Annotated in this window: 24 protein-coding genes; 15 read left to right on the forward strand and 9 right to left on the reverse strand. The window is 62.9% G+C overall.

Features of this window, described 5'->3' with window-relative positions:
* Window positions 1-13: 13 nt before the first annotated feature.
* Window positions 14-979 carry a transcriptional regulator GcvA gene (gene gcvA / locus ABAC460_RS27580; protein WP_023451818.1) on the reverse strand — a complete coding sequence of 322 codons (966 nt, stop codon included), beginning with the start codon at window positions 977-979 and terminating at the stop codon, window positions 14-16.
* A gap of 188 nt (window positions 980-1,167) precedes the next feature.
* On the opposite strand from gcvA, the gene ABAC460_RS27585 reads away from it, so the two are divergent.
* The 3 genes from ABAC460_RS27585 to ABAC460_RS27595 all read left to right on the forward strand — a co-directional run bounded on the left by ABAC460_RS27585 (window position 1,168) and on the right by ABAC460_RS27595 (window position 2,711).
* Complete coding sequence (locus ABAC460_RS27585) at window positions 1,168-1,641, forward strand: response regulator transcription factor (RefSeq protein WP_023451819.1); 474 nt, start codon at window positions 1,168-1,170, stop codon at window positions 1,639-1,641.
* A 163-nt stretch (window positions 1,642-1,804) separates the two neighbouring features.
* The gene (locus tag ABAC460_RS27590; protein ID WP_023451820.1) at window positions 1,805-2,206 is read left to right on the forward strand and encodes a hypothetical protein; all 402 of its coding nucleotides are present in this window, start codon (window positions 1,805-1,807) and stop codon (window positions 2,204-2,206) included.
* A gap of 67 nt (window positions 2,207-2,273) precedes the next feature.
* The gene (locus ABAC460_RS27595; protein ID WP_023451821.1) at window positions 2,274-2,711 is read left to right on the forward strand and encodes a hypothetical protein; all 438 of its coding nucleotides are present in this window, start codon (window positions 2,274-2,276) and stop codon (window positions 2,709-2,711) included.
* Here ABAC460_RS27595 and ABAC460_RS27600 read toward each other — a convergent pair.
* Window positions 2,708-3,400, reverse strand: coding sequence for an alternative oxidase (locus tag ABAC460_RS27600; protein ID WP_023451822.1), 693 nt, complete (start codon window positions 3,398-3,400; stop codon window positions 2,708-2,710). The genes ABAC460_RS27595 and ABAC460_RS27600 overlap by 4 nt on opposite strands.
* Window positions 3,401-3,591: 191 nt before the next feature.
* Here ABAC460_RS27600 and ABAC460_RS27605 point away from each other — a divergent pair, with 191 nt between their 5' ends.
* From ABAC460_RS27605 to ABAC460_RS27615, 3 genes are all read left to right on the forward strand, one after another.
* Window positions 3,592-4,134, forward strand: coding sequence for a glycine zipper 2TM domain-containing protein (locus ABAC460_RS27605; protein WP_023451823.1), 543 nt, complete (start codon window positions 3,592-3,594; stop codon window positions 4,132-4,134).
* Between the two features lie 29 nt (window positions 4,135-4,163).
* Entirely contained in the window at window positions 4,164-4,787 is a 624-nt protein-coding gene (locus ABAC460_RS27610; RefSeq protein ID WP_023451824.1) for a trimeric intracellular cation channel family protein, read from the forward strand.
* 64 nt (window positions 4,788-4,851) lie between these two features.
* On the forward strand, window positions 4,852-6,654 hold the full coding sequence (locus tag ABAC460_RS27615) for a family 43 glycosylhydrolase (protein WP_023451825.1): 1,803 nt from the start codon (window positions 4,852-4,854) through the stop codon (window positions 6,652-6,654).
* Here ABAC460_RS27615 and ABAC460_RS27620 read toward each other — a convergent pair.
* Genes ABAC460_RS27620 through ABAC460_RS27640 form a run of 5 tightly spaced genes read right to left on the reverse strand, consistent with a single transcriptional unit; the run spans window position 6,641 to window position 10,367 of the window.
* Entirely contained in the window at window positions 6,641-7,078 is a 438-nt protein-coding gene (locus tag ABAC460_RS27620) for an NYN domain-containing protein (protein WP_023451826.1), read from the reverse strand. The genes ABAC460_RS27615 and ABAC460_RS27620 overlap by 14 nt on opposite strands.
* Window positions 7,079-7,101: 23 nt before the next feature.
* Entirely contained in the window at window positions 7,102-7,794 is a 693-nt protein-coding gene (gene pseF, locus ABAC460_RS27625; RefSeq protein ID WP_023451827.1) for a pseudaminic acid cytidylyltransferase, read from the reverse strand.
* Entirely contained in the window at window positions 7,787-8,461 is a 675-nt protein-coding gene (locus ABAC460_RS27630) for a WbqC family protein (RefSeq protein ID WP_235075745.1), read from the reverse strand. The genes pseF and ABAC460_RS27630 overlap by 8 nt, the downstream gene beginning before the upstream one ends.
* Before the next feature lie 14 nt (window positions 8,462-8,475).
* On the reverse strand, window positions 8,476-9,705 hold the full coding sequence (locus tag ABAC460_RS27635) for an NAD(P)/FAD-dependent oxidoreductase (protein WP_023451829.1): 1,230 nt from the start codon (window positions 9,703-9,705) through the stop codon (window positions 8,476-8,478).
* The gene (locus tag ABAC460_RS27640) at window positions 9,702-10,367 is read right to left on the reverse strand and encodes a class I SAM-dependent methyltransferase (protein WP_031236328.1); all 666 of its coding nucleotides are present in this window, start codon (window positions 10,365-10,367) and stop codon (window positions 9,702-9,704) included. The genes ABAC460_RS27635 and ABAC460_RS27640 overlap by 4 nt, the downstream gene beginning before the upstream one ends.
* A 66-nt stretch (window positions 10,368-10,433) precedes the next feature.
* Between ABAC460_RS27640 and ABAC460_RS27645 the strand changes: the two genes are divergently transcribed.
* The 4 genes from ABAC460_RS27645 to ABAC460_RS27660 all read left to right on the forward strand — a co-directional run bounded on the left by ABAC460_RS27645 (window position 10,434) and on the right by ABAC460_RS27660 (window position 12,664).
* Entirely contained in the window at window positions 10,434-11,456 is a 1,023-nt protein-coding gene (locus ABAC460_RS27645; protein WP_155914556.1) for a PseG/SpsG family protein, read from the forward strand.
* A gap of 186 nt (window positions 11,457-11,642) precedes the next feature.
* Complete coding sequence (gene msrB / locus ABAC460_RS27650; RefSeq protein ID WP_023451832.1) at window positions 11,643-12,125, forward strand: peptide-methionine (R)-S-oxide reductase MsrB; 483 nt, start codon at window positions 11,643-11,645, stop codon at window positions 12,123-12,125.
* 48 nt (window positions 12,126-12,173) lie between these two features.
* Window positions 12,174-12,368 (forward strand): DUF5397 family protein, encoded by a 195-nt coding sequence (locus ABAC460_RS27655; protein WP_023451833.1) that lies wholly within the window; start codon window positions 12,174-12,176, stop codon window positions 12,366-12,368.
* On the forward strand, window positions 12,368-12,664 hold the full coding sequence (locus tag ABAC460_RS27660) for a virulence factor (RefSeq protein ID WP_023451834.1): 297 nt from the start codon (window positions 12,368-12,370) through the stop codon (window positions 12,662-12,664). Before ABAC460_RS27655 ends, ABAC460_RS27660 begins: the two co-directional genes overlap by 1 nt.
* A gap of 2 nt (window positions 12,665-12,666) precedes the next feature.
* Here ABAC460_RS27660 and ABAC460_RS27665 read toward each other — a convergent pair whose 3' ends face one another.
* Entirely contained in the window at window positions 12,667-13,068 is a 402-nt protein-coding gene (locus ABAC460_RS27665) for a hypothetical protein (protein WP_023451835.1), read from the reverse strand.
* Between the two features lie 387 nt (window positions 13,069-13,455).
* Here ABAC460_RS27665 and ABAC460_RS27670 point away from each other — a divergent pair, with 387 nt between their 5' ends.
* Window positions 13,456-13,806, forward strand: coding sequence for a hypothetical protein (locus tag ABAC460_RS27670; RefSeq protein ID WP_023451836.1), 351 nt, complete (start codon window positions 13,456-13,458; stop codon window positions 13,804-13,806).
* Between the two features lie 83 nt (window positions 13,807-13,889).
* Here the strand turns inward: ABAC460_RS27670 and ABAC460_RS27675 are convergent, their stop codons facing one another.
* The gene (locus tag ABAC460_RS27675; RefSeq protein ID WP_023451837.1) at window positions 13,890-15,323 is read right to left on the reverse strand and encodes an aldehyde dehydrogenase family protein; all 1,434 of its coding nucleotides are present in this window, start codon (window positions 15,321-15,323) and stop codon (window positions 13,890-13,892) included.
* A 234-nt stretch (window positions 15,324-15,557) separates the two neighbouring features.
* Between ABAC460_RS27675 and ABAC460_RS27680 the strand changes: the two genes are divergently transcribed.
* The 4 genes from ABAC460_RS27680 to gltB all read left to right on the forward strand — a co-directional run bounded on the left by ABAC460_RS27680 (window position 15,558) and on the right by gltB (window position 24,714).
* Window positions 15,558-16,718: a DegT/DnrJ/EryC1/StrS family aminotransferase gene (locus ABAC460_RS27680; protein WP_023451838.1), complete on the forward strand. Its 1,161-nt coding sequence runs from the start codon at window positions 15,558-15,560 to the stop codon at window positions 16,716-16,718.
* 313 nt (window positions 16,719-17,031) lie between these two features.
* Window positions 17,032-18,360: an ammonium transporter gene (locus ABAC460_RS27685; RefSeq protein ID WP_023451839.1), complete on the forward strand. Its 1,329-nt coding sequence runs from the start codon at window positions 17,032-17,034 to the stop codon at window positions 18,358-18,360.
* A gap of 370 nt (window positions 18,361-18,730) precedes the next feature.
* Window positions 18,731-20,203: an NAD(P)-dependent oxidoreductase gene (locus ABAC460_RS27690; protein WP_023451840.1), complete on the forward strand. Its 1,473-nt coding sequence runs from the start codon at window positions 18,731-18,733 to the stop codon at window positions 20,201-20,203.
* A 2-nt stretch (window positions 20,204-20,205) separates the two neighbouring features.
* Window positions 20,206-24,714, forward strand: coding sequence for a glutamate synthase large subunit (gene gltB / locus ABAC460_RS27695; protein ID WP_023451841.1), 4,509 nt, complete (start codon window positions 20,206-20,208; stop codon window positions 24,712-24,714).
* Window positions 24,715-25,093: the final 379 nt, after the last annotated feature.

Below are 25,093 nucleotides of genomic sequence, written 5' to 3' on the forward strand. Positions count from 1 at the left end.
AGCGGGTAAAGAATCAAATATCCTGCGCCGCGAAGACCGGTCGTTCGTCGGCACCCTTAGGCGCCGTGTCGGCGCTGGCCTTCGCCTGAGCGCGCAACCAGTCCATGAAGCGCACCTGCCCGGCGCTGGGCTCGCGCGTCTGCGGCCAGACCAGCCAGTAGCCGTAGTCCAGCGGCTTGTCCTTTTCGTCGAACAGCACCTTGAGACGGCCGGCTTGCAGGTCGGCCTCGGCGATCGTGCGCTTGGCCAGGGCCACACCGCGGCCGGCAACCGCCGCCTCAATCACCATGGAGCTCTGGTTAAAGCGCGGGCCGCGGCTGGCGTCGACGCCTTCGACGCCGTGCGCCTTCAGCCACATGGCCCAGTCGGGACAGGACGGATCGGTTTCGGCGCCGACATCGTGCAGCAGGACGTGATGCGCCAGGTCTTCGGCCTTGCGCATCGGCGCGGCTTCAAACAGCAGCGGCGAGCACACCGGCACCACGGCTTCCGGCAGCAGGTGTTCGACATGCAGCCCGTTATAGTGGCCGTTGCCGTAACGCACGGCCAGGTCGATATCGGAGACGGCGAAATCGACAGGCGCCATATCGGCGCTGACCCAGACATCGATATCCTCGTTAGCGGCGCTAAACTCATAAAGACGCGGCATCAGCCACTTGGCGGCAAAGCTGGGGGCAGCCGAAACCGTCACCCGACCCTTCTGGGTGCCCGACTTCATCAGGCGGGTCGCCTCGAACATCTTTTCGAAGGCTTCCTTGAGGATCTGGGCCGAGGCCTTACCGGCATCGGACAGGACGACGCGGCGGCCGTCACGCACGAACAACTCGACACCGACATGGTCTTCCAGCAGCCGGATCTGTTGCGACACGGCGCCCGGCGTCACGAACAGTTCCTCCGCCGCCTGTTTGAAGCTTTCGTGCCGCGCCGCCGCTTCGAAAACCCGAAGCGCCGACAGCGGCGGCAAACGATCGCGAGACATAAACCTGTAACCCCTGCTGATGCGGGCGCCGTCATAACCCGTTTTGCAGTTTAATAAAACTATCTGAAGATTAATTTCATGACGGACACAAATCGCCACCATTCACCTTGAAGCCGGCCGCCGTCCCGGCGTAAATGGCCAGGTACGTTACTACGTGCGTTACTTAAAGGCGCCGGGGAGTCAGGGACATGGGCATCGAGACCCTGTCGGAACGTCAGAAGCAGGTCCTGCGCCTGGTGGGCCAAAACCACCAGGCCAAGGAGATTGCGCGCCTCCTCGATATCAGCGAGAGCACCGTCAAGACCCATATGGAAGAGGGCCGGCGGCGGCTGGGCATAGCCACCAGCCGCGAAGCCGCGCGTTTTCTGATGGCGCAGGAAAGCGGAACCGCCATCCCCCTTCAGAGAGGATACCCTTCAGGGAGAATGGACCAACCTGCCGCCGATGCGTCAGTGTCACCTCAGGCGGATCCCTTGCCGGTCCGCCCGCCCGAGACACCTGCGCAGACCTTCGCTGAACGCCTTCGCCGGCTCAGCCATCTGCAATGGCTTGGACTGATGCTGCTGGCCGCGATCCTGATTCCCCTGGTCGCGGGCGCGCTGCTGGGATCGGTGATGGTCCTGCTGCACGGCATTCAGAACATGCGCACCCTGCCCCACTGACGTTAACGTCAAGGCAGCTCAGGCACGCCGGAATTCGGGATTCCGCCGATGGCGTTTTGCGCCCTTGGCGGACCTTTGGGGGGCATGGGGGTGCGGTCCGTCCGTTCGCGGCAACGCGGACGGACGGTGTCTGCAGCGCCCTTCGGTTTCAGGGGAGGCACCGTTGCTGTTGTTGGTATTCGCAGTGTATCCCATAATTTGCGCCTGGGCCCTGTGGCGCGGCGACGCCGTTTTGCGGATCGCGGCGGTTCTCGCCCTTGCGTCCACCGGCCTGGGCCTGGTCTTTCCGACGCCAGACCTGAGCCTTTTCCCCGTCGATATCACCCTGATGCTGGCCATGATGGCCCTGTCGCTGTGGTCACGGCGATTGTGGACATTGCCGGCGGGGGCCCTGATGATCGACAGGGTGGCCGTCTATGCCTTCCGCGACATCGACGTGGCCGACACCCTGGGCCCTATCTGGGCCTTCGGCCTGTTGCTGTGTCTGATCGTTGGTATTATCAACCGCGAATCCCGCCGGATGCGGACGGCGCAGGCCGCCGAGGTAAAAAGCGCCGTCGGTTAGATTTCCCTATCGCGTCGCCACGAAACCCGGCATTTACGCCGCGAAACGTTTCAAGGAGCGCAATCCCGTGTGGGTCTGGGGTGGATTTGTCCTGTGCCTGATCATCTGCGGCTGGGGGCTGTGGCGTGGCGACGGCGCCAACCGCGTCGGCGCCGGCATCGTACTCGTGGCCTGGTGCCTGAGTCTTGCCCTGCATCAATGGGGCAATTACGGCGGACCGGAACTGCCGGTCGTCGTCATCGATATCGTGGCGATGCTGCTGCTGATGGCGCTGTCCTTCCGGTCGCGCCGGATCTGGACCCTGGTTGCCTCGGCGCTGCAGATCGCCACCGTCGCCTCACACTTCGCCGCCGGCATCACGCATTTCAACAACTGGACCTATATCACGGTGACAGGGCTGTTGGGTGGGTATGGTCTCTTGCTCTGCATGGCGGTGGCGTTTGGCATTCATGAAGTCAACAGGAAGAGGCAGGGGTCTCAGACCCCTGCACCCCAAAACAATTAAGCCGCGTCCTTCAGGCTCAGCTCTGGCGCATGGTCCGGATAGGGCGCAACCTTCGCCGCATCCACGGGCCGGCCGGCGATCTCATCCGAGAAGCCGTGGTTTACGTCGCGGTGATGGGCCTCATCCGCCCGCACCACCAGCACCACATCGCGCAGGGTCGCCTCGGCCGGCAGGTTCCAGTAATGCCTGGCAATCGCGGGCGCCAGCACGTTGCGGCTGCGGCCCTCATCGATTTCGGCCAGGTAATGCGTATAGCTGATCACCGCCTCTTCTTCGAAATAGCCGACGACGCGGTGCGCGGTTTTGGCCGAGATCAGGTACAGGGCGAAGAAGGCGATGTAAAAGACCCACTGCACCGCGATGATGACGAAGCGCTCGAACATGGTTGGCTTGGCCACCTCGATGAAGGTCATCAGGTGCATCCGCTCGTTTTCGGCCTCCTCCATCAGGGTACGGATCCAGCCGTTATCGTCCTTCATGTGCCTCAGGCACTTCAGGTGGGTGATGGTGGCGCCGACCATGCCCGGCACGGCGGCGACAGTTTCCAGGACCACCGCGCGGTGACCGTAGCGCCTGGCAAAGAAGGTGTCGGCGCAAAAGCGCAGCAGCTTCGTGAAGCCAAAAGCAAAATGGTCCGAAAAACCCTTGGGCTGGTGATGGACACTGAGGTCAACGAGCGGGGCAGTCATGGTCATTCTCCTGAGGCACGCCGGAATGTCCATGGAAATACTACGGGAATAGGGCGCGCACCATGCGACGGCCCGCCGCTGCGTCAGCTTGTCGCTTTGACCGCGTCCAAACCGGTCACAATTCGTTCAGTCGCCGTTCATAAGACAGCTGCTAGTACCTACTCAGTTGCGTCTCCCGGAGTAGAGTACCCATGACCAAGGTGCTGGCCAAGGCCACCCTGATTGCCGGCGCCGCCTTTGCGCTGGCCCAGCCTGTTCTCGCACAATCCGTCGAAACCCGGCCTTACAGCGAAGTCGAGGCGGAACAACGCGCCTACGAACAGGGCCGCGCCGATGAAGCTTCTGCGCGCGCCTACGCGCAGGGGCGTTCCGATGCCCGGCGAGACGCCTATGACGACGGCGAACGCGCCGACGGCTATTGCTATCAGCGCAAGGCCCGGTCGCGGACCACGGGCACCATCGTCGGCGCCATTGCCGGCGGGTTGCTCGGCAACAGCCTGTCCCACCGCTGGGATCGCGGTGGCAATACGATCGGTGGCGCGATGGTCGGCGGCATGATGGGACGGTCGCTGGGTGACGACAGCGTGCAGTGCTATCAGGGCGCCTACTACAGCTACGACGACGGCTATTACGCCCCGCCGCCGGCGCCGCGCGGCTACGCCACCGTCTACTTCACCTCACGCCCGCACTACGGCCATTACAACGTCCATCGCGGTCATCGCGGCCACTGGTAACCGCCGCGCTGCCCGTGTAAGAGGCGGCCATGGACGCCTTCTCGACTGCCCTCTTCTGGCTGGACTATGCCGCCGTCGCCGTTTTCGCGGCAACCGGCGCGTTGGCCGCGGCTGAACGCAAGCACGACATCATCACCTTCGCCTTTTTCGCCGCCATTACCGGTGTCGGCGGCGGTACGCTGCGTGACCTGCTGATCGGGGCGCCGGTCTTCTGGGTCCAGCGGCCGGGCTATCTTCTCGTCTGTCTGGCCGCCGCCATCATCGTCTGGAGCCTGGGCAAGCGCGGCTGGCGGTTTCGCGCCCTGCTGTGGCTGGACGCGCTGGGGCTGGCCGCCTACGCCGTGGTCGGCACCGCCAAGGCCATGTCCCTGGGAGTTCACCCGATATCGTCGGTCGTCATGGGCGTGCTGACCACCTGTTTCGGCGGGGTTATCCGCGACGTCCTGGCCGGCGAACCGAACATGCTGCTGCGGCGTGAAATCTATGTCACCGCCGCGCTTTTGGGGGCCATCGTTTTCGTCATCGCCGAAGGGCTGGGCCTGGCCTTCTGGCCCTCGGCCCTGGCCGGTTTCGCCGCCGCCTTTGCCCTGCGCGCGGCCGCCATCCGCTACGACCTGGCCCTGCCGGGCTTTCCGGGAAGCAAGGCGGATTAACACAAGTAAACGTTTACATGGATTGCTCCGAAGGCTAAGACAGCCGCAAAAGACGGAGGAAATCATGTTCAGAACGACTGCCGCCCTCGCGGCCCTGCTGCTGGCTGCGCAGCCCGTCATAGCCACAGAACGCACGACCTATATCAATCCGCTCGACATAGATTACCGTTACAATTTCGAGCAGATGAACGAGAAGATCTCGTACCGCACCGGCGCCGATCCGGTGATCGTCCTGCACAAGGGGACCTACTACCTGTTCCAGACCCTGGCTGACGGTTACTGGAAGTCGGACGACCTGATCCAGTGGGACTTCGTCACACCGTCGCGTTGGCCGTTCGAGAGCATCGTCGCCCCGGCCGTGATTTCCGACGGTGAGACCCTGTACATCATGCAGTCGCACACCCGCGTCTCCGGCCTGCTGAAAAGCACCGACCCGGCTTCGGGCAAGCTCGACTTCTGGGTCCGCCGCACGCCTCCGGTGCCGACCGCCGTCGGCGAAGGCGAAGAGTACAAGATCCAGCCCGACCAGGTCCAGCCGTCGCCGTGGGATCCCGGCCTGTTCATCGATGACGACGGCAAGTGGTACATGTACTGGGGCTCGTCCAACGTCTATCCCATCTACGGCATCGAGATGACGCCGGAACCCTTTGCCTATAAGGACAAGCCCAACAAGTTCATCTGGCTGGACCCCGACAAACACGGCTGGGAGCGTTTCGGCCAGGATCATAGCGGGACACTGGCCAACGGCACGCCGATCAAGCCATTCACCGAGGGCGCCTGGATGAACAAGGTCAACGGCAAATACTATCTGCAGTACGGTGCTCCGGGTACGGAATATAATGTCTACGGCAACGGCGTCTATGTCGGCGACAACCCGCTGGGGCCCTTCACCTATGCCGACTACAACCCGGTGGCCTACAAGCCGGGCGGTTTCATGGAGGGCGCCGGTCACGGTTCGACCTTCCAGGACAAGTACGGCAATTACTGGAACACCGGCACGCCGTGGATCGGCTACAACTGGACCTTCGAGCGCCGCATCGACATGATGCCGGCGAAATTCTACAACGACGGCCAGATGGCGGTGTCGGCGCGCTTTGCTGATTTCCCGCAATATATGCCGACCGCGAAGATCGATGACCCGGACGCGCTGTTCACCGGTTGGATGCTGCTGTCGTACCGGAAAAAAGCTGTGGCCTCATCGGTCCAGGGCGAGTTCACGCCCGACCGCACGACGGACGAAGACCCGCGCACCTTTTGGCTGGCCGGCAGCGCCAAGCCGGGCGAAACCCTGACCGTGGACCTGGGCGCAGCCAAGACGGTGCGGGCGGTGCAGGTCAACTATACCGACTACAAGTCCGGCATCTATGAAGACCGGCCCGGCATCTACACCGAGTTCAAGCTGGAAAGCTCGCTGGACGGCAAGACCTGGACACCCCTGGCCGACACCGGCGAGGAAAAGCGCGACCGGCCCAATGCCTATTTCGAACTGCCCGCGGCGGTGAAGGCGCGTTATATCCGCTACGTCCACGGCCATATCGCCGCACCGAACCTGGCGATCAGCGACCTGCGCGTGTTCGGTTCAGCCGATGGCGCGGCGCCGGTGAAACCGACGGGGTTGAAAGTTGCGCGCGATGCCGACCAACGCCAGGCACGGATCAGTTGGAACCCGGTCAAGGGCGCGGTCGGCTACAATGTCCGCTGGGGCATCAAGCCGGACCGGCTGACCCTGACCTATCAGAAATGGGCGGATGAAGGCACGGCGTTCGATTTGCGGGCGTTGAACGTCGGCGTCGGCTATTATGTAGCGGTCGAGGCGTTCAACGAGTCGGGCGTGTCGGTGCTGAGCGAAGTGGTCAGGCTACCTTAGTCTTTGGCGGCGATGTCAGAATGATGAACCGGTCACAGGCCTGCTGAAAGGCCGTCGGTGTTTTGCCTTCGCCGAAGCCGTAGACTTTCAGTCCTCTCTGTCGCAACCGAATGGCCAGAGGGGTAAAATCACTGTCGGATGAGGCCAAGCAAAAGCCGTCATAGAGCTCTGTCTGGGCCAGGTCGAGCGCGTCAATCACCATGGCGATGTCGGTAGCATTCTTACCCGGCGCGTAGTTGAACTGGTGCACCGGCTGTAGCGCGTATTTCAGTAGGACCTCTTTCCAATCCGGCCCGCGGGACCAGTCACGATACACACGCTGGACGTTCGGCATGCCGATCGAGACAACATGTTTCCACAGAGGCGCAATCAGCTGCGGGCCGATGTTATCACCGTCGATGAGCAGGGCGAGCTTGGGCATCATGGTGCGACGCTACCATAGGCCGATTACTCTCGCCTTAAGACCTCAAAGGCGAGTTCAGCGACCTCCCAGTCCTCCGGCGTATCGACATCGACCACATGTGTGCGCGGCAGGATCACCGGTGCGGCCACCGGCGAATACATGTTCTCACCCGCCAGCCACGCGTCCGACCAGCCCCAGTAGAACTGGGCTGCGTCGTGAAAGGCGGGCTCCAGGTCCTGGGAACGGCTCATCAGGTGCTGAGGCTGGAACATTTCGACGCCGTCGTCGGCGGTGCGGTACAGGGCGCGCTGAATCGGAAATGCGTAGGACGTCACGCTGAAGGCGAAGCGTTTGCCGGGCTGTTGCAGCCGTTCCCAGCCTTCTACCAATCGCGCCGGATCGAGCAAGGGCGCGGTGGCGTAGATACAGCAGGTCGCATCATAGACCTCGCCCCGATCGCGGAACCATCCGATGGCATGAGCAACCACATCGTCCGTACCCGCATGATCGTTGGAAAGCTCGGGCGGGCGCACATACGGCGTCGTGGCGCCACAGTCACGCGCGACCTGAGCGATTTCGTCGTCGTCGGTCGACACCACCACGGCGTCGAACAGGCCGCAGTCCAATGCCGCCTGGATCGAATAGCTGATCATCGGCCGGCCATGGAACGGCTTGACGTTCTTGCGCGGGATGCGCTTGGAGCCGCCGCGGGCGGGAATGACGCACAGCTTACGCATCGCCCAGCACCTCGCTCAGCCCGGCAAAGCCGACATTCATGACGGCATCGACAAAGGCCATATAGGGCACGAAAGGCTCAAACCCTTGCGGATAGGGCTTTGGCGCGTGGCTGAAATACTCGACGGGGAAGCCGGCGGCGCGGAACACGCCCTCCTCCTCCATATAGTCCCGCGAACCGGTCGGCGAGACATAGTGGGTCGCCCCGACGGCGCGGCAGATGGCCAACAGATGCTCCGACCGTTTGCCCCCGCATCCCATGGCCGCCGCGCGCTGGGTCGCGGTGGCGATGCCCAGGCGGCGGGCGGCATCTTCGATGATCCCGATGTTGAAATCGCTCAGCTTCTGGTCCGGCTGCGGCGTCAGGTGCGGACGGATAAAGTCCATGCCCTCGGCAAATCCCGGCCGTTTGCGATAGGCATTTTCCAGGGCGTTGAGATGCTTGGTCCGCCAGTCGCTTTCATCGTTCAGAACCACTTCATCCAGACGGTCGGTCTGGTTATGCTTCCTCAGGCTGATGCTGAGCATCTGCTCCTGGCCGGCGGCCCAGATGCGATTGCGTGTCTGCCATGACCGGCGCTCCAGCTGGACGTCATCGAGAAAGACAAAGACATCGACCCGGCGCATCAGATCGAAATAGCCGATATAGGGCAGGTAGGTCGGCTGCATGATGGCCGCCCGCATCAGGCAGCAACCCGGTCAAGCGCCGTCTGCAGGGCGGCGTGCTTGGCAGCCTTGGCGTACTGTTCCCAGCCGCCGGGGATGAAACAGGCGCCGTAGCGTTCGGCCATATGGTGGCGCAATACGCCAAGTGCGGCCACCGTCTCCACCGTATGGAACAGCCAGCGCGGCTGGCGCTCTTCCAGTACCACCTCGCCGGTCAGCAGGTCGGCGATAGGCGTATCAGCGACCAGGCGCTTGGCCTCCAGGCGCAGGTCGGCCTCATTGGCAGGACGGACGCATTCCAGCGTGACGATCGAAGCTGTCGCCGTCGGATAGGCGTAGAGGCGGAAGATGGCGCCTTCGGTTGTGAAGTTCTGGATGTAGTAGGGGGCTTCCAGGCCATAGCGGCAGGTCAGGCTCACAACGTGGAAGTCGGTGCGCAGCAACTGCGGCGCCTTCATGCCGGCGTGCGGGAACAGCGGCATCGGGTTGGCGGACCAGTAGACCCGCTCGCCGCGGTTCATCAGGTCGTGGGCGACCTTGGGCGTGATCAAGCTGCGGTCGCAGATGGCGATGTTTAGGTCATTCAGCACCTGGCGCATATCGTCGAACAGGCGGGGGAACCCGCCCACCGGCAGGTGTGCCGTCGCATTGGCGCTATAGCCCCAGGCATCGCGCGGCAGACCGTAGAGTTCATCGTACAGGCTGTCGTACTGCTTGAGTTGTTTCAGCGTATCGTTGTCGGCGTCGGCGACGATCACCCGGTTCATCGCCATGGGAACGGCACCGTCGCCAATGACGCGGGCCGGATCAGCGTTTAGGTGCCACTGCGCCATAGTCGTCAGGCGTTGCGCAATCTCCGTTGGATAACGGTCGAAGCGATCCTGCAACGACGTCATCGGGCCGGGGTTCAGGGCGATATCGCCATCGGGCGCCGCAATCACCGGACCGCCGAAACCGGGCTGGAAATAGTCCTTGCCGTTGACGACACTAACCGAGCCGAAGCGGTTTTCGAAAGGTTCGAAGTTCAGGCCATGGCGGCGCAGAAGCGTCAATTGCGGATCGCGGTCGTCGCCGAAATAGATGGTGCCAGTGCGCACTTCGTGGTCGTTGACGATGCGGCTTTGGGCGACCCCACCGATGGCCGAGGTGCGCTCGTACAGGCGGATATCGCGCCAGCCCTGGTCATGCGCCATCAGGGCGGCTGTCAACCCGCTCAAGCCTCCGCCGACGATATGCAGCGTGCTCATCCGGCGAACTTTTCTTCAGAAATTTGGCCCCAGATGACCAGGTCTGAGTTGTTCGCGATCAGGTGTCCGGCCTGGAAGTTGTCGAACCGAATATGAAAGACGCTGGGATCAACCACGCCGAACGCGCCAGTGATCAGCGCGATCAGGGCGTCACGGCTGTAGAAGCGGTGGAACAGCCCGGCCTCGCCGGTCTCAACCGTATTGAGGATAAAGCTGTCGGGTCCGGCGGGTTCGCCCTTGCCGTAGCGATAATCGTCGATAAGCCGTGTACGGACGAATATCGCCGCACCTGGTGCAGCATGGGCACGAACGGCCTTGGCCAGGGCGGCAACACCGTCGTCTCGCAGGTAACACAGCACATTGGGCAGCAGGACGACATCCACCGGTTCGGTGATGCCTTCGGGCAGCCCGTCGTCGGCCGAGGCCTCGATCAGGATCGCGCCGAGCCCCAGATTATGCCGCGCCTGGGCCAGCGCTTCGGGGAGAATATCGACCCCGGTGACCTGCCAGCCATAGTCGGCATAGAGCATCAGGTTGTTGCCGGCGGCACAGCCGACTTCCAGCACATGGCCCTTACGGTTATGCAGTCCAGTCTTGTAGAAATGCCGGATGACATAGTCGTCGGGAAATTTCAGGCCCTGGATATCTTGTAAGGCGCGCATGATCATGGCCGGTCTTTAGTGGACAGGATGTCGATGTTAGGTGACAAGGTTCAACCTAATGTTAACGTGGTTAACCTTTTCTGGACGGTCATGACGCGTCTGCTGATCCGCACGGAAGCCGGTCCCGAGATCGGCATGGGCCATTTCATGCGCTGCTTTGCGCTGGCCGAGGAAGCGCGGGCGCGGGGTGTGGCCGTGGTGTTCCTGATCAACGAAATCAGCGACACTGTACGCACGCGGTGCGAATCCATCGGGGCCTCGGCCGAGATCGTGACCGGGTTCGATATGTTGCCGGTAGAGGCCGGCGACCGCGTCGTGATCGACAGCTACAAGGCGACCGCCGCGTATATTTCGGGCATCACGGCGCCGGTCGCCGTGATCGACGACCTCGAAAACCTAGACCGCTATGACTGCGCCGTGATCGTCAATCCGGCCCTGGCCGCCAGGGCGGAAACCTATACCGGCAAGACCTCAGCGCGGCTTCTGCTGGGCCCGCAATATGCGCTGATCCGGCAGGAATTCCGGTCGGTGGTGACGCCGGAGGCAGAACCTTTTGTCGCCATTACCCTGGGCGGTAGCGATCCGGCGGGCCTGACAGGGCCCGCGGCGCGGCATATTCATGAGGTCCTGACGGATATGAGTTTGCGGGTGATTGCTGGCCCCGCTAACCGGCATATCGACGAACTCCGGGCGTCGGGTTTACCGCGGATGGAGTTGTTCGTGGCGCCGCCATCAGTGGCGGAGGTGCTGGCAGGCGCACGGTTGGTGGTCGTGGGTGCCGGCGGAAGCCTTAACGAGGTCGCCGCCATGGGCCTGCCCGGGCTGGCCGTAGTGGCCTATGACAACCAGCAGGCAGAGCTGGAAGCCTGTCCGTTCCCGGTAGTGGACGCGCGGGCGGGTTTGCAGGAAGATTTTGGCGAGCGGGTGCGAAACCTAGCTACCAGCCCCGAACGTCTCGATGCCAATGCGCGGCATGCCCATGCGATGATTGATGGCTTGGGGACGAAGAGAGTGGTCGACGCACTCTTCAGCGCCGGCGGGGCACGGAACGACCCCCTCTCCCCGCGTGCGGGGAGAGGGCTGGGGTGAGGGGCGGGGCGCCTTCCGAGTACTCCGTCCTCTGAAGGCCCCTCACCCGATCGCCCACGCTTCGCTCGGCTCTCGTCCTCTCCCCGCAAGCAGGGGAGAGGGGAAAAACATGCAATTTCGCCTTCTGCCGGTAACAAATCCGCTCCAAGCACGTATATAGACGCGACAGCTTGAAAGGACCTCGCCATGACCAAGTCCGCCCTCGGTTTCGACCTGACCCCGCCCTCCCCCGCCCAGATCCAGGACCTGGCCGCCCGCCTCGATCCAGAAGAACGCCGCATCCTGCTCAACCACGGCACCGAAGCGCCCTTCTGCGGCCGCTTCGATGAGTATGAGGACGAAGGCACCTATGTCTGTAACCTCTGCGACCTGCCGCTGTTCTCCTCGCGCGCCAAGTTCCACTCCGGCTCGGGCTGGCCCAGCTTCTACCAGTCGGTCGACAAGGACCATATCCGTTACCTGCGCGACGTTTCTCACGGCATGGTGCGGACCGAAATCCGCTGCGGCCGCTGTGACTCGCACCTGGGTCACGTCTTCGAAGACGGTCCGCGCCCGACGGGTCAGCGTTATTGCCTGAATTCCGTCGCCATGGAGTTCGTGCCGGATGGCCAGGCCTTGCCCGACCGCCTGCACCGCGGCGCGCCGGAAGGTGAGCCGATCAAGGTTTGATCAGCCGAGGGTTCTGGGTTAGAATTTGCACGCAATGACGAGGACACCATGAACGCCATGACCTTGGGTCTGCCCTTGGGCGAGATCAAGACGTTCGGACCTTTTGGCCCGAAATACGAAGTCGGCCAGCCTGTGAGGGAACTGGAAGACGGTGACTGGCTGGTGGAAGTGATCCTCGTGGAAACCAACGAAAAGACGGAATACCGGTTGACGCATCTGCGTAATGATCCAGACGCGCTCTGATGTTCGCGATAGCCTTCGATCTGGTGGTGGCCGATACGGAAATTCACCACCCTAAAGGCGTCACCCAGGCCTACACCGACATTGGTGCGGTTCTCGCCGATTACGACTTTCGTCGTGTCCAGGGCAGTCTCTATGTCACCGACAAGGAGGACATGGCGCGCCTGTTCCTGGCGGTACAGGCGTTGCGCACCTTGCCGTGGTTTTCAAATTCGGTTCGGGACATCCGCGCATTTCGCGTCGAGCAGTGGTCTGATTTTACATCTCTGGTCAAAGGGCCAGGGAATATGGGTCTGTGACCTCAGACCGTGCCCACAGCCTTCATGATAGCGGTAAATTGCACCGCATTACTGCGTTTCAGCGCCAGCAAATCCTCGATCAGCCGGTCCTGGCGCAGTTTCTGCGCCTCGGCCTTGGCTTCGTCGACGCGTGCCTTGAGGTCGTCCAGCGCCATGACGCACTTATCACCGGACAGGTCGGGGCTGGTCTTTTCGGCCTCGCGCACCAGGATATCGACCACATCCATCAACCGGCCGATCTGGCGTCCGTAGGAATCCTGCGCGACGATTCGTTTTTCCGTGTCCGGCGCTGAGGAATTGGCCTCGTTGACGGTCAGAAACGACCAGCCCGGCAGAATCGGCTGATTCAAGGTGTTCGGCGCGGCGGCTTGCGTCCAGTCGAGCCACGGAAAAAATGCGGTCATGGTTACCTCCCTTGTGACGGCCTTAGTTTATACCGCGCCGCAGCACAGCGCATGGGCGAATGTCCAAATCACGCGAGAAGTGAATCCGAATCGAAAACGTCGGAATTCAACACGCCTTGAAAATTCTTACTTCGCGAGAATTGTGACAGTCCGCATCGTGTAGAATTCATTAACATATAGGTTTGTGCACCGCTTATAATCCTTATACGGATGATTAATCTGGACTCACATCGACGTGAAAAATATCCGAACACTGATAAAAAGTGGTTGCAAACTCGCTAAATTGGCGCATCTTCAGGTGGCAGTCCCGCGGGTACGGTTGCGCCTCGACCAGGCTAACGCCCCTAGAAACGCCTAAAAGAACAAGAAAAAACTGGAGTACTCCCCATGATCAAATCCGTGATTTTTGCCGGTGTGGCTAGCGTTTGCGCCCTGGCCGCCGGCTCAGCTCTTGCCGATTGCGACGCCAAGCAGGAAAGCGACGTCGCCAAGGCCGTCGCCGAGGCGGCCCGCGAGTACGTCCCGCAGGACGGCGGCGAGCAATATGTCGATCTGCCGCTTTGTGAAGGCGGCGGTTCCAGATTTGACGCCCGCTTCCGCTATGGCGTCGAGCGTGACGGCAAGAACACGTGGGTCGAGGGCCGGGCCATCGGCCGGTATGATCGTGTCGACCGCCTGATCATCAAACGCGCCAGCGACGACATGCAGGCCCAGGATCATGCCCGCGCCGACGACTGATCCCCCTCTCAGTCGGCCAAGGCATAAAAAAGCGGCCCCGGAGCGATCCGGGGCCGCTTTTATCTGTTCGCTATTATGAAGCCCTACAGCGGGAACTGGTAAGCCGTCTTAACAATCGTGTAGAACTCGACGGCGTAGGCGCCTTGTTCGCGCGGGCCGAAGGACGACGCCTTACGGCCGCCGAACGGCACGTGGTAATCGACACCAGCGGTCGGCAGGTTGACCATGACCATGCCCGACTGGATCTTGCGCTTGAAGGTCTCGGCGGCTTTCAGCGACTTGGTGCAGATACCGGCCGACAGGCCCATTTCGGTGTCGTTGGCGACGGCGATGGCTTCGTCCAGGTCCTTGACGCGGATAACCGAGGCGACCGGCCCGAAGACCTCTTCCTTGTTGATCGCCATGTCGGCCGTCGTCTTGTCGATCAGGGTCGGGGCGTAATAGTAGCCCGGCGTGCCAAACGTCAGGTCTTCGCCGCCGGCGACGACCACGCCGCCTTCGGACTTGGCCTTGGTGACGGCGTCACGGGCGATGTCGAGCTGCTCCTGGCTGGCGATCGGGCCCATCTGGACGCCGTCGGCGCGGCTGTCGCCGACCTTGATGGCGGCCGTGGCCTTGCCCAGGGCTTCGACGAAGCGGTCGGCGATGCCTTCGGTGACGATGATGCGCGACGACGCCGTGCAGCGGTGACCCGACGAGAAGAAGGACGAGTTCAGCACCGAGTTGACCGCGTTGTCGAGATCGGCGTCATCCAGGACGACGACCGGGTTCTTGCCGCCCATTTCGCACTGGACGCGCTTGCCCTTGGCGACGGCCTGGTCGCGGACGCGGGTGCCGGTCGGGACCGAGCCGGTGAAGGAGATGGCGTCGCAGCCGTCGATCATCAGCGGGCCAGCGACGGAACCGCGGGCGAAGATCATGTTCAGCACGCCCTTGGGCAGGCCGGCGCGGTTCAGGATGTCGGCCAACTCCCAGGCGCAGCCCGGGGTCAGTTCGGCCGGCTTGAACACGACCGTATTACCGAAAGCGATGGCCGGGGCAATCTTCCAGGCCGGGATGGCGATCGGGAAGTTCCACGGGCAGATCAGGCCGATGATCCCGACGGGTTCGCGGGTGATTTCGACCTTCACGCCCGGACGGACCGAGTCGAGCACTTCACCGTGGGCGCGCAGGGCCTCACCGGCGAAATATTTCAGGATATGGCCGGCGCGGGTGACTTCGCCGATGCCTTCCGGCAGGGTCTTGCCTTCTTCGCGCGACAGCAGGGCGCCCAGCTCGGCCTTGCGGGCCAGGACTTCGGTGCCGGCATTGTCGAGCACGTCGAAACGTTGTTGCGGCGTCGAATACTGCCAGGTCTGGAAGGCGTCCTTGGCGGCGGCGATGGCGGCCTTGACCTCGGCTTCGCCGGCGGTCGAATAGGTGCCGATAATGTCGTTGGTATCGGAGGGATTGATGTCGTTGAAGGTCTTATCCGTAAAAACCCACTCGCCGTTGATCAGGTTACCTTTTGCCGACATGACGTTCTCCTTGAAGGTTGGCATTTGTTGCGGGCTCTATAAGCCACTGTGGTAGCGTTAACAAGACGCTAGTTCTGGCGCCTATATAGTCAGACAATTGCCCTTTGTCACCCCGTGTGGGAACCAACCTTTCGTTTTTATTGAAACTTTGGGAAATGCCTTTTGAGGTGCATGGATTTTTGAGCCTGCTAAAGCGCAACGGACAGTTCATTTGTATCCAGAAGGCGTAGTCTCATGGCCATCCCGTTCATCGACCTCGGCGTTCAGCGTGAGCGCATCGGCGCCAAAATCGAAGAGAACGTGCTGAAGGTCATCAAGCACGGCGCCTATATCATGGGTCCGGAGGTCAAGACCTTCGAAGCCAATATGGCCGCCTTTGCCGGTGCCAAGCACTGCCTGTCCTGCGCCAACGGCACCGACGCCATCGAGCTGATCCTGCTGGGTCTGGGCATCGGCGACGGCGATGCGGTGTTCGTGCCGGCCTTTACCTTTGTGGCTACGGCCGAGGTCGTGCCGATGACCGGCGCCGAGCCGGTCTTCGTCGACATCCAGGGCGACACCTACAATATCGATCCGGCCAAGCTGGATGCCGCCATCGCCAATGTCGCCGCCGAAGGCCGCCTGAAGCCCGCCGCTATCATTGCGGTCGACCTGTTCGGCCAGGCCGCGGACTATCCCGCCCTGGCAGAGGTGGCGCGCAAGCACAGCCTGCCGCTGATCTGCGACTCGGCCCAGGGCTTCGGCTGCACTATCGACGACCGTCAGCCGCTGGAATGGTGTGTGGCGACGGCGACCAGCTTTTATCCGGCCAAGCCGCTGGGCTGCTACGGCGACGGTGGCGCGGTCGTGACCAATGACGACGCGCTGATGGAAAAGATGATCTCGTTCCGGGTTCACGGCGGCGCGACCCCGACCGATGTCGCCACGATGAACTTCGAGCACGAAGCCAAGTACCTCAATGTCCGCGTCGGCATGAATTCGCGCCTGGACACCATCCAGGCGGCGGTGCTGATCGAAAAACTGGAAATCTTCGGCGAGGAGATCGAGCTGCGCCAGAAGGTGGCGGCGCGTTATAATGCGCTGCTGGCCGGCAAGGTGAAGAGCGTGCCGTTTGTGAAGGACGGCTATGTCTCGACCTGGGCGCAGTACACGATCGAGCATGACAATCGCGACGGCTTGCAGGCGCATCTGCGGACCCTGGGCGTGCCGTCGGCGGTCTATTATCCGATCCCGCTGCACCAGCAGCCGGGCTATGCGATGTTCAAGGCCGGGGGATGGGATCTCAGCGTGTCGGAAGCCAAGTCGAAGACGGTGATTTCGCTGCCGTTCAGCCCGTATCTCGACGAAGCGACCCAGGACCAGATCGTCGCCGCGGTGACCTCGTTCAACGGCTAGAAAAGGTTAAGGTGGGTCCACAGATTACACAGATTTAGAGGGATTTAAGTGGAGCGCGCCGTCTCTCCTCTTAATCTTTCTAAATCTGTGTAATCTGTGGACTACCTTTCCTTAAACTTCCCGTAGAAATTTCCTAACGCGCGGGAAAATTTCCGAAAAATAGTGAACGCGCGCGAAAAGTTTGACTTTTCAAGAGACCACACTGCTGTTATGGACACACATGCGTCACATTTCGCGCCTGCACACTGGATCGGTTATCCGGCGTCGCGGTGCCATGTGGCTTTTTAGGTTAATCAGGCTGGGATCGGATTAAATGACGGCAGCAACGGTCAGTAGCGTAGCGGCGGCAGCCCCGGCTCCGGAAGCGGCGAGCTCCGTCTCGGCGTCGGCGGAGGCCTTTACCGGCCTGGCCCACCAGGTCAAGCTGGAGCTGAGCTCGGGCGATACCGCCTTCATGATCCTGTCGACCGTCCTGGTCCTGTTCATGACCCTGCCCGGCCTGGCCCTGTTCTACGGCGGCATGGTCCGCAAGAAGAACCTGCTGTCGACCCTGGCGCAATCGGTCGCCGTCTCGGCCATCGTCACCGTGCTGTGGATCCTGGTCGGCTATTCCCTGGCCTTCGGCAAGGGCCCGAACGACGGCTGGAACGCTGTCCTGGGCAGCTTCGACGCTGCCCTGCTGAAGGGTGTCACGCTCAACACCGCCCACAGCCTGACCAAGGCGCTGCCGGAATATCTCTGGATCGCCTACCAGATGACGTTCGCCATCATCACCCCTGCCCTGATCGCCGGGTCGATCGCCGAACGTATGAAGTTCTCGGCCTTTATCCTGTTCACCGCCCTGTGGTCGCTGCTGGTCTATGTGCCGATCTGCCATTGGGTGTGGGGCGGCGGTTTCCTAGGTGGTTATGGCGTGCTCGACTTCGCCGGCGGCGCCGTGGTTCACGTCAATTCGGGTGTCGCCGGCCTGGTCGCCGCCCTGGTCCTGGGCAAGCGCAAGGGCTTCGGCCGCGACAACATGGCGCCGCATAACCTGGGCTACACCATGATCGGCGCTTCGATGCTGCTGGTTGGCTGGATCGGCTTCAATGCTGGCTCCTGGTGGGCCGCCGACGGCGTCGCCGCGGTCGCCATGCTGAACACCATCGTCGCCGCCATGACCGGCGTCATCGGCTGGACCGTGCCGGAATGGATCGAGCGCAAGCAGCCGACCCTGCTGGGTCTGGTGTCCGGCCTGGTCGTCGGTCTGGTCGCCATCACGCCGGCCGCCGGCTTCGTCAATCCGACCGGCGCCCTGGCCATCGGCCTGATCGCCGGCCCGATCTGCTACATCGCCTCGACCTATGTGAAGAACATGTTCAAGTACGACGACTCGCTGGACGCCTTCGGCGTGCACGGTGTCGGCGGCTTTGTCGGCGCCATCCTGACCGCCGTCTTCGCCGATCCGTCGATCAATGCCCTGGGCAAGGATGCGTCGGTACTCAAACAGTTCGTCGGCCTGGTCGCCGTCATCGGCTGGAGCGCGGTACTGACATTCGTCATCCTGATGGTCTGCAAATACACAACAGGCCTGCGCGTAACAGACGAGGAAGAGATCGAAGGTCTCGATATGTCACAGCACGGGGAGACCCTGCACGGATAGTCCGAAACGACATCAGTGCCGAGTTTAAGAGGTCCCCCTCGCGCTACCCAGCGACGAGGGGGTTCGCATGTCAGGGGCCGTTTGACCAAAGGCAAGTTTTGGTCGTAAAGCCCGGGCATAATGGCCACAAGCGGTGAAAACTTGCGGCCGAACGACGAAATGGCAGGATTTTTGCTCAATCGGGCAAATAACCTTGTCGCAGACATGGTATCTTCGGATACCACCACGGCATTTTTGTCATAGACCGGATAATTCGGCGAGACAGGGTGACGAAAGTTACAATTTTTCCTTTCACCGCCGGGGCTTTTCGGCTTAAAGCCGCCGGCGGCTGTCACAGCCGACTAATACGGCATAGTTAAGGGTTTATGCGATGGATACGAACCGCTTTGTGGTCGAGGTCAAAAAGGGTCCGGCGAAGACCGATGCGACAACTCGCATCGCCAACTTCAATGAGATCTATTCGGACTTCAAACCCACACATGCCTCGCATCAGGCTTCGCGCTGCGCCCAGTGCGGCGTACCCTTCTGCCAGCACGGCTGCCCCCTGTCGAACAACATCCCCGACTGGCTGCGCCTGACGGCAGAGGGCCGCCCGCAGGAGGCCTATGAGCTGTCGGCGGCGACCTCGACCCTTCCGGAAATCTGCGGCCGCATCTGCCCGCAGGACCGCCTGTGCGAAGGGTCTTGCGTGCTGGAACAGTCAGGCTGGGAAAACGTCACCATCGGCAGCGTCGAACGCTACATCAACGACCTGGCCTTCGAAGAAGGCTGGATCCAGCCGATCGAACCGGAAGTCGAGCGCAGCCAAAGCATTGCCATCATCGGCGCCGGTCCGGCCGGCATCGCCGCCGCCGACCGTCTGCGTACGCTCGGCTACAAGGTCACCATCTATGACCGTTACGACCGCGCCGGCGGCCTGCTGGTCTACGGCATCCCGTCGTTCAAGCTGGAAAAGCATGTCGTCGCCCGCCGCACCGATCGCCTGGCCCAGTCGGGTGTCGAGTTCGTGCTGAACTGCAACATCGGCGAAGACGTCACCTTCGAGGAACTGCGTGAAAAGCACGACGCCATCCTGGTCGCCACCGGCGTCTACAAGGCGCGCCGCCTGAGCGTGCCGACCGCCAACCCGACCGGCGTCGTCGCCGCGCTCGACTACCTGATCACCGCCAACAAGATCAGCTTCGGCGATGACATCGCCGACTTCAACAGCGGCAAGCTCAATGCCGACGGCAAGAATGTCGTCGTGGTCGGTGGCGGTGACACCGCCATGGACTGCGTCCGCACCGCCATCCGCCAGGGCGCCAAGTCCGTGACCTGCGTCTACCGCCGCGACCGCGCCAACATGCCGGGTTCCGACCGCGAAGTCTCCAACGCCGAGGAAGAAGGCGTCCGTTTCGAATGGCTGTCGGCCCCCAAGGCCATCCTGGACAACCATGGCGCCGTCGCCGGCCTGCGCATCCAGCGCATGCGCCTGACCACGCCGGACGCCCAAGGCCGCCAAGGCATCGAGGACATCCACGGCGCCGAGGCCGACCTGCCGGCCGACCTGATCATCGAAGCCCTGGGCTTCGAGCCGGAAAACCTGCCTGTCATGTTCAACGAACCCGGCCTGGAGGTCACCCGCTGGGGCACCTTGAAGACCATGGCCGGTGAATTCCAGACCACGGTATCGGGCGTGTTCGCCGCCGGCGATATCGTCCGTGGCGCTTCGCTGGTCGTCTGGGCCGTGCGCGAAGGCCAGGACGCCGCCGCCGATATCCACCACTATCTCTCGACCGAGCTGCTGGCCCAGCCGGCCAACGACGATGTCACTTCGCTCCAGCACGCGGGAGCCGCGGAATAATTATGACCCAGTTTGATTCGTACAAGCACTACCAGGATCAGCGTCAGCGCCTCATCGATGGCCACGCCTATGATCCGGCGTCCGAAATCTCCGCCTGCGGCGTCGGCGTGGTCTGCGCTATCGACGGCCAGCCCCGCCGCGACGTCGTCGACCTGGCGGTCAAGGCGCTGAAGGCCCTGTTCCACCGCGGTGCCGTCGATGCCGACGGCAAGTCCGGTGACGGCGCCGGCATCCTGCTCAACGTGCCGCAGGACTTCTTCCGCGAACAGGTCCGCAACATCGGCCACACCCCGCGTCCCGGCCCGGTCCTGGTCGGCCAGGTCTTCCTGCCGCGCTCCGACCTCGGCGCCCAGGAATCGGCACGCACCATCGTCGAATCCGAAATCCTGCGTTCCGGCTTCTACCTCTATGGCTGGCGTCAGCCGCCGGTCGACGTCTCGCAACTGGGCAGCCGCGCCATGTCGACGCGCCCGGAAATCGAACAGATCATGATGGCCGCCCCCGACGGCCTGGAAGGCGAAGCCCTGGAACGCGCCATGTTCCTGTGCCGCCGCCGCATCGAAAAGCGCGTCGACGAAGCCAATCTCGACTGCTACCTCTGTTCCTTCTCGGCCAAGACCCTGATCTACAAGGGCATGTTCCGCGCAGAACTGGTCGATGACTTCTATCTCGACCTGAAGGACCCGCGCTTCATCTCCAGCGTGGCCATCTTCCACCAGCGCTTCTCGACCAACACCTTCCCGGAATGGCGCCTGGCGCAACCCTTCCGCATGCTGGCCCACAACGGCGAGATCAACACCCTGCGCGGCAATGTCAACTGGATGAAGTCGCACGAGATCCGCATGGCCGCCACCACCTTCGGCGACCAGGCCTCCGACGTGAAGCCGGTGATCCAGCCGCGCGGCTCGGACTCCGCCGCCCTCGACAACGTCTTCGAACTGCTGGTCCGCGCCGGCCGTTCGGCGCCGATGACCAAAGCCCTGCTGATCCCCGAAGCCGTCGCCAACGACACCACGGTCTCGGACTCGCATAAGGCGCTGTACGCCTACTGCAACGCCGTTATGGAGCCGTGGGACGGTCCGGCCGCCATCTGCGCCACCGACGGCCGCTGGGTCGTCGCCGGCAAGGACCGCAATGGCCTGCGTCCGCTGCGCGTCACCGAAACCCGCGACGGCCTGCTGATCGTCGGCTCCGAAGCCGGCATGACCGGCGTGTCGGAAGACCGCATCCTGCGCCGCATCCACATCGCGCCGGGCCGGATGATCGGGGTCGACCTGCAGGAAGGCAAGTTCTTCTCCGAGAACGACATCATCGAAGCCCTGGCCAGCAAGCATGACTACCGCGGCTGGCTGGAAAACATGATCGAGCTGGAGCCGCTGATCGCGCCCGGCCCCGAGCCGCGCGCCTATGATGGCGAGGAACTGCGCCGCCGCCAGATCGCCGCCGGCTTCACCCTGGAAGACCTCGACACGGTGCTGGACGCCATGGTCAAGGACGGCAAGGAAGCCATCGGCTCCATGGGCGACGATACCCCCATGGCGGTTTTGTCGGAACAGTGGCGCCCCCTGGCCCACTTCTTCCGCCAGAGCTTCGCCCAGGTCACCAACCCGCCGATCGACCCGCTGCGTGAAGCCCAGGGCATGTCCCTGAAGACCCGCTTCAAGAACCTCGGCAACATCCTGGCCGAGGATGAGGCCCAGACCGACGTCTTCGTGCTGGAAAGCCCCTTCCTGACCACGCTCATGTACGAGCGCATGATCACCTTCGACACCGCCGGCAAGGTCAGGAAGCTGGACGCCACCTTCGCGGCCGACGAAGTCGGCGGCGGCAAGGCGCTGACCGCCGCGCTGGAACGCCTGCGTGACGAAGCCGTCAAGGCCGTGGCCGAAGACAAGGCCAGCATGATCGTGCTGACCGACGAAGCCCTGGGCGAAGGCCGCATCGGCGTGCCGGCCATCCTGGCCGCGGCGGCCGTCCATTCGCGCCTGGTGCAAAAGGGCCTGCGCTCCTTCGTGTCGCTGGTTGTCCGTTCGTCCGAAACCATGGACCCGCACGCTTTCGCCGTGCTGGTCGGTGTCGGCGCCACGGCGATCAACCCCTACCTGTCGCTGGAACTGCTGCAGGAACGCCTGGCCGCCGGCCGCTATGCCGGCCTGGACGAGCACAAGGCCTTCCTGAACTACAAGAAGGCGATCGAAGCCGGCCTGATGAAGATCCTGGCCAAGAAGGGCATTTCGATCATCTCGTCCTATCGCGGCGGCTATGAGTTCGAAGCCCTGGGCCTGTCGCGCGCCCTGGTGGCCGAATACTTCCCGGGCGTGACCTCGCGCATCTCCGGCATCGGCCTCAGCGGCATCGAGCAGAAGCTGTCGGAGCTGCATGCCAAGGCCTTCGGCGCCAAGCGTCCGATCGTCGATATCGGCGGCTTCTACAAGATGCGCGCCGCCGGCGAGACCCACTACTACCAGCCCAAGCTGATCCACCTGCTGCAGGAAGCCACCACCAAGAAGGACTACGAGACCTTCAAGCGCTATTCCGAGTTGGTCCACAAGATGTCGAAGACGCATCCGACGGCGCCGCGCGACCTGCTCAACTGGCAGACCAAGAATGCCGCTGTGTCGATCGAAGAGGTCGAAAGCGTCAATGAGATCCGCAAGCGCTTCGTCACGCCGGGCATGTCACTGGGCGCGCTCAGCCCCGAGGCCCACGAGACCCTGAACATCGCCATGAACCGCATCGGCGCCCGTTCGGTGTCGGGTGAGGGCGGCGAGGATCCGGAACGCTACAACCGCCGCCCCAACGGCGACAACCCGAACTCGGCCATCAAGCAGATCGCCTCGGGCCGCTTCGGCGTTACGGCGGAATACCTCAACCAGTGCCGCGAAATCGAGATCAAGGTCGCCCAGGGCGCCAAGCCCGGCGAGGGCGGCCAGCTGCCCGGCTTCAAGGTCACCGAATTCATCGCCCGCATGCGTCACTCGACGCCGGGTGTCGGCCTGATCTCGCCGCCGCCGCACCACGACATCTATTCGATCGAAGACCTGGCCCAGCTGATCTACGACCTGAAGCAGATCAACCCGATCGCCCGCGTCACCGTGAAACTGGTGTCGCAGTCGGGTATCGGCGCGGTCGCCGCCGGCGTCGCCAAAGCCAAGGCCGACGCCATCCTGGTCGCCGGCCATGTCGGCGGCACGGGCGCCTCGCCACTCAGCTCGGTCAAGTTCGCCGGCCTGCCGTTCGAACTGGGCCTGTCGGAAGCGCACCAGGTCCTGACGCTCAACAACCTGCGCGGCCAGATCCGGCTGCGGGCCGACGGCGGCATGCGCACCGGACGCGACATCGTGGTCGCCGCCATGCTGGGCGCCGAAGAGTTCGGCATCGGCACGGCGTCCCTGGTCGCCATGGGTTGCCTGATGGTGCGTCAGTGCCAGTCGAACACCTGCCCGGTCGGGGTCTGCGTCCAGGACGAACGCCTGCGCGCCAAGTTCACCGGCACGCCGGACAAGGTCGTCAACCTGTTCACCTTTATCGCCGAGGAAGTGCGCGAAATCCTGGCCTCGCTGGGCCTGCGCAGCCTGGAGGAGGCCGTTGGCCGCACCGACATGCTGCATCAGGTGTCGCGTGGCGGCGCCCACCTCGACGACCTCGACCTCAACCCGCTGCTGGTCAAGGTCGAGATGGACCCGACGGCGCCGATTACGCCGGCCAACGAACGCAATGCGGTCGCCGACACGCTGGACGCCCAAATCGTCCGCGACGCCGGCCCGCTGCTGGAACGCGGCGAGAAGATGGAACTGACCCACGAGGTGCGCAACACCATGCGTGCGGTCGGCACCCGGACCTCGTCGGAGCTGGTGCGCAAGTTCGGCAATACGCTGGACGAAGGCCACCTGACCCTGGACCTGCGCGGTTCGGCGGGCCAGTCGCTGGGCGCCTTTGCCGTCAAGGGCCTGACCATCAACCTGATCGGCGAAGCCAACGACTATGTCGGCAAGGGTCTGTCGGGCGCCACCATCGTGGTCCGTCCCAAGGTATGGCACGACAACCAGGCTTTGGCCGGCAACACCATCCTGTACGGCGCGACCTCGGGCCAGCTGTTCATCGCCGGCGCCGCCGGTGAGCGCTTCTGCGTCCGTAACTCCGGCGCCACCGCCGTGGTCGAAGGCGTCGGCGCGCACGGCTGTGAGTACATGACCGGTGGCCAGGTGGTTATCCTGGGCAAGGTCGGCATGAACTTCGGCGCCGGCATGACCGGCGGCGTGGCCTATATCTACGACCCGGACAAGACCTTGGCAGCCTATGTCAACCACGAAGGCGTGACCCTGCGGGCCGTGCCGGACAAGAACGCGGCCAACCTGAAGGCGCTGATCGCCAAGCACGTCGCCAAGACCCTGTCGCCGCGCGGCCAGGCCATCCTGGATGACTGGGAGCACAGCCTGGCGGCCTTTGTCGAGGTCATGCCGAACGAAATCCTGGCCATCCAGCAGAAACTGGAAAAGGCTTCGGCTTAAGAAGATCAGGCGGTTCCGCAAGGAGCTGCCTTTTTTCTTTCTTATCCTCCACCGCTTGCGGGGGAGGTGGCGAGCAAGTGAGGCCCCTTGTGGGCCGAAACGCGTCGAGACGGAGGGGGAGCCGAAAGCGCGGAATCTCTTATTACATCCTAATTCAGATCATCTCATTCCGCGCGGATGCCTTATCAGCAGCCATGATAGTCCTTTGGTCCAAACCAAGGAGTTCATCATGTTCCGTCAAGAAGCCCCCGCCCCTGCCACCACGCCGAAGACGTCGTTTTCCAACTCGGCGGCGCGTAATCTGATCGACAAGCTGCCCTTCGCAGAACACCTCAACAAGCTCCCGGCGCCGGTGCGCGATTTCGTCGAACGCCGCCCA

This window comes from Asticcacaulis sp. AC460, assembly GCF_000495795.1.
Lineage (GTDB): Bacteria > Pseudomonadota > Alphaproteobacteria > Caulobacterales > Caulobacteraceae > Asticcacaulis.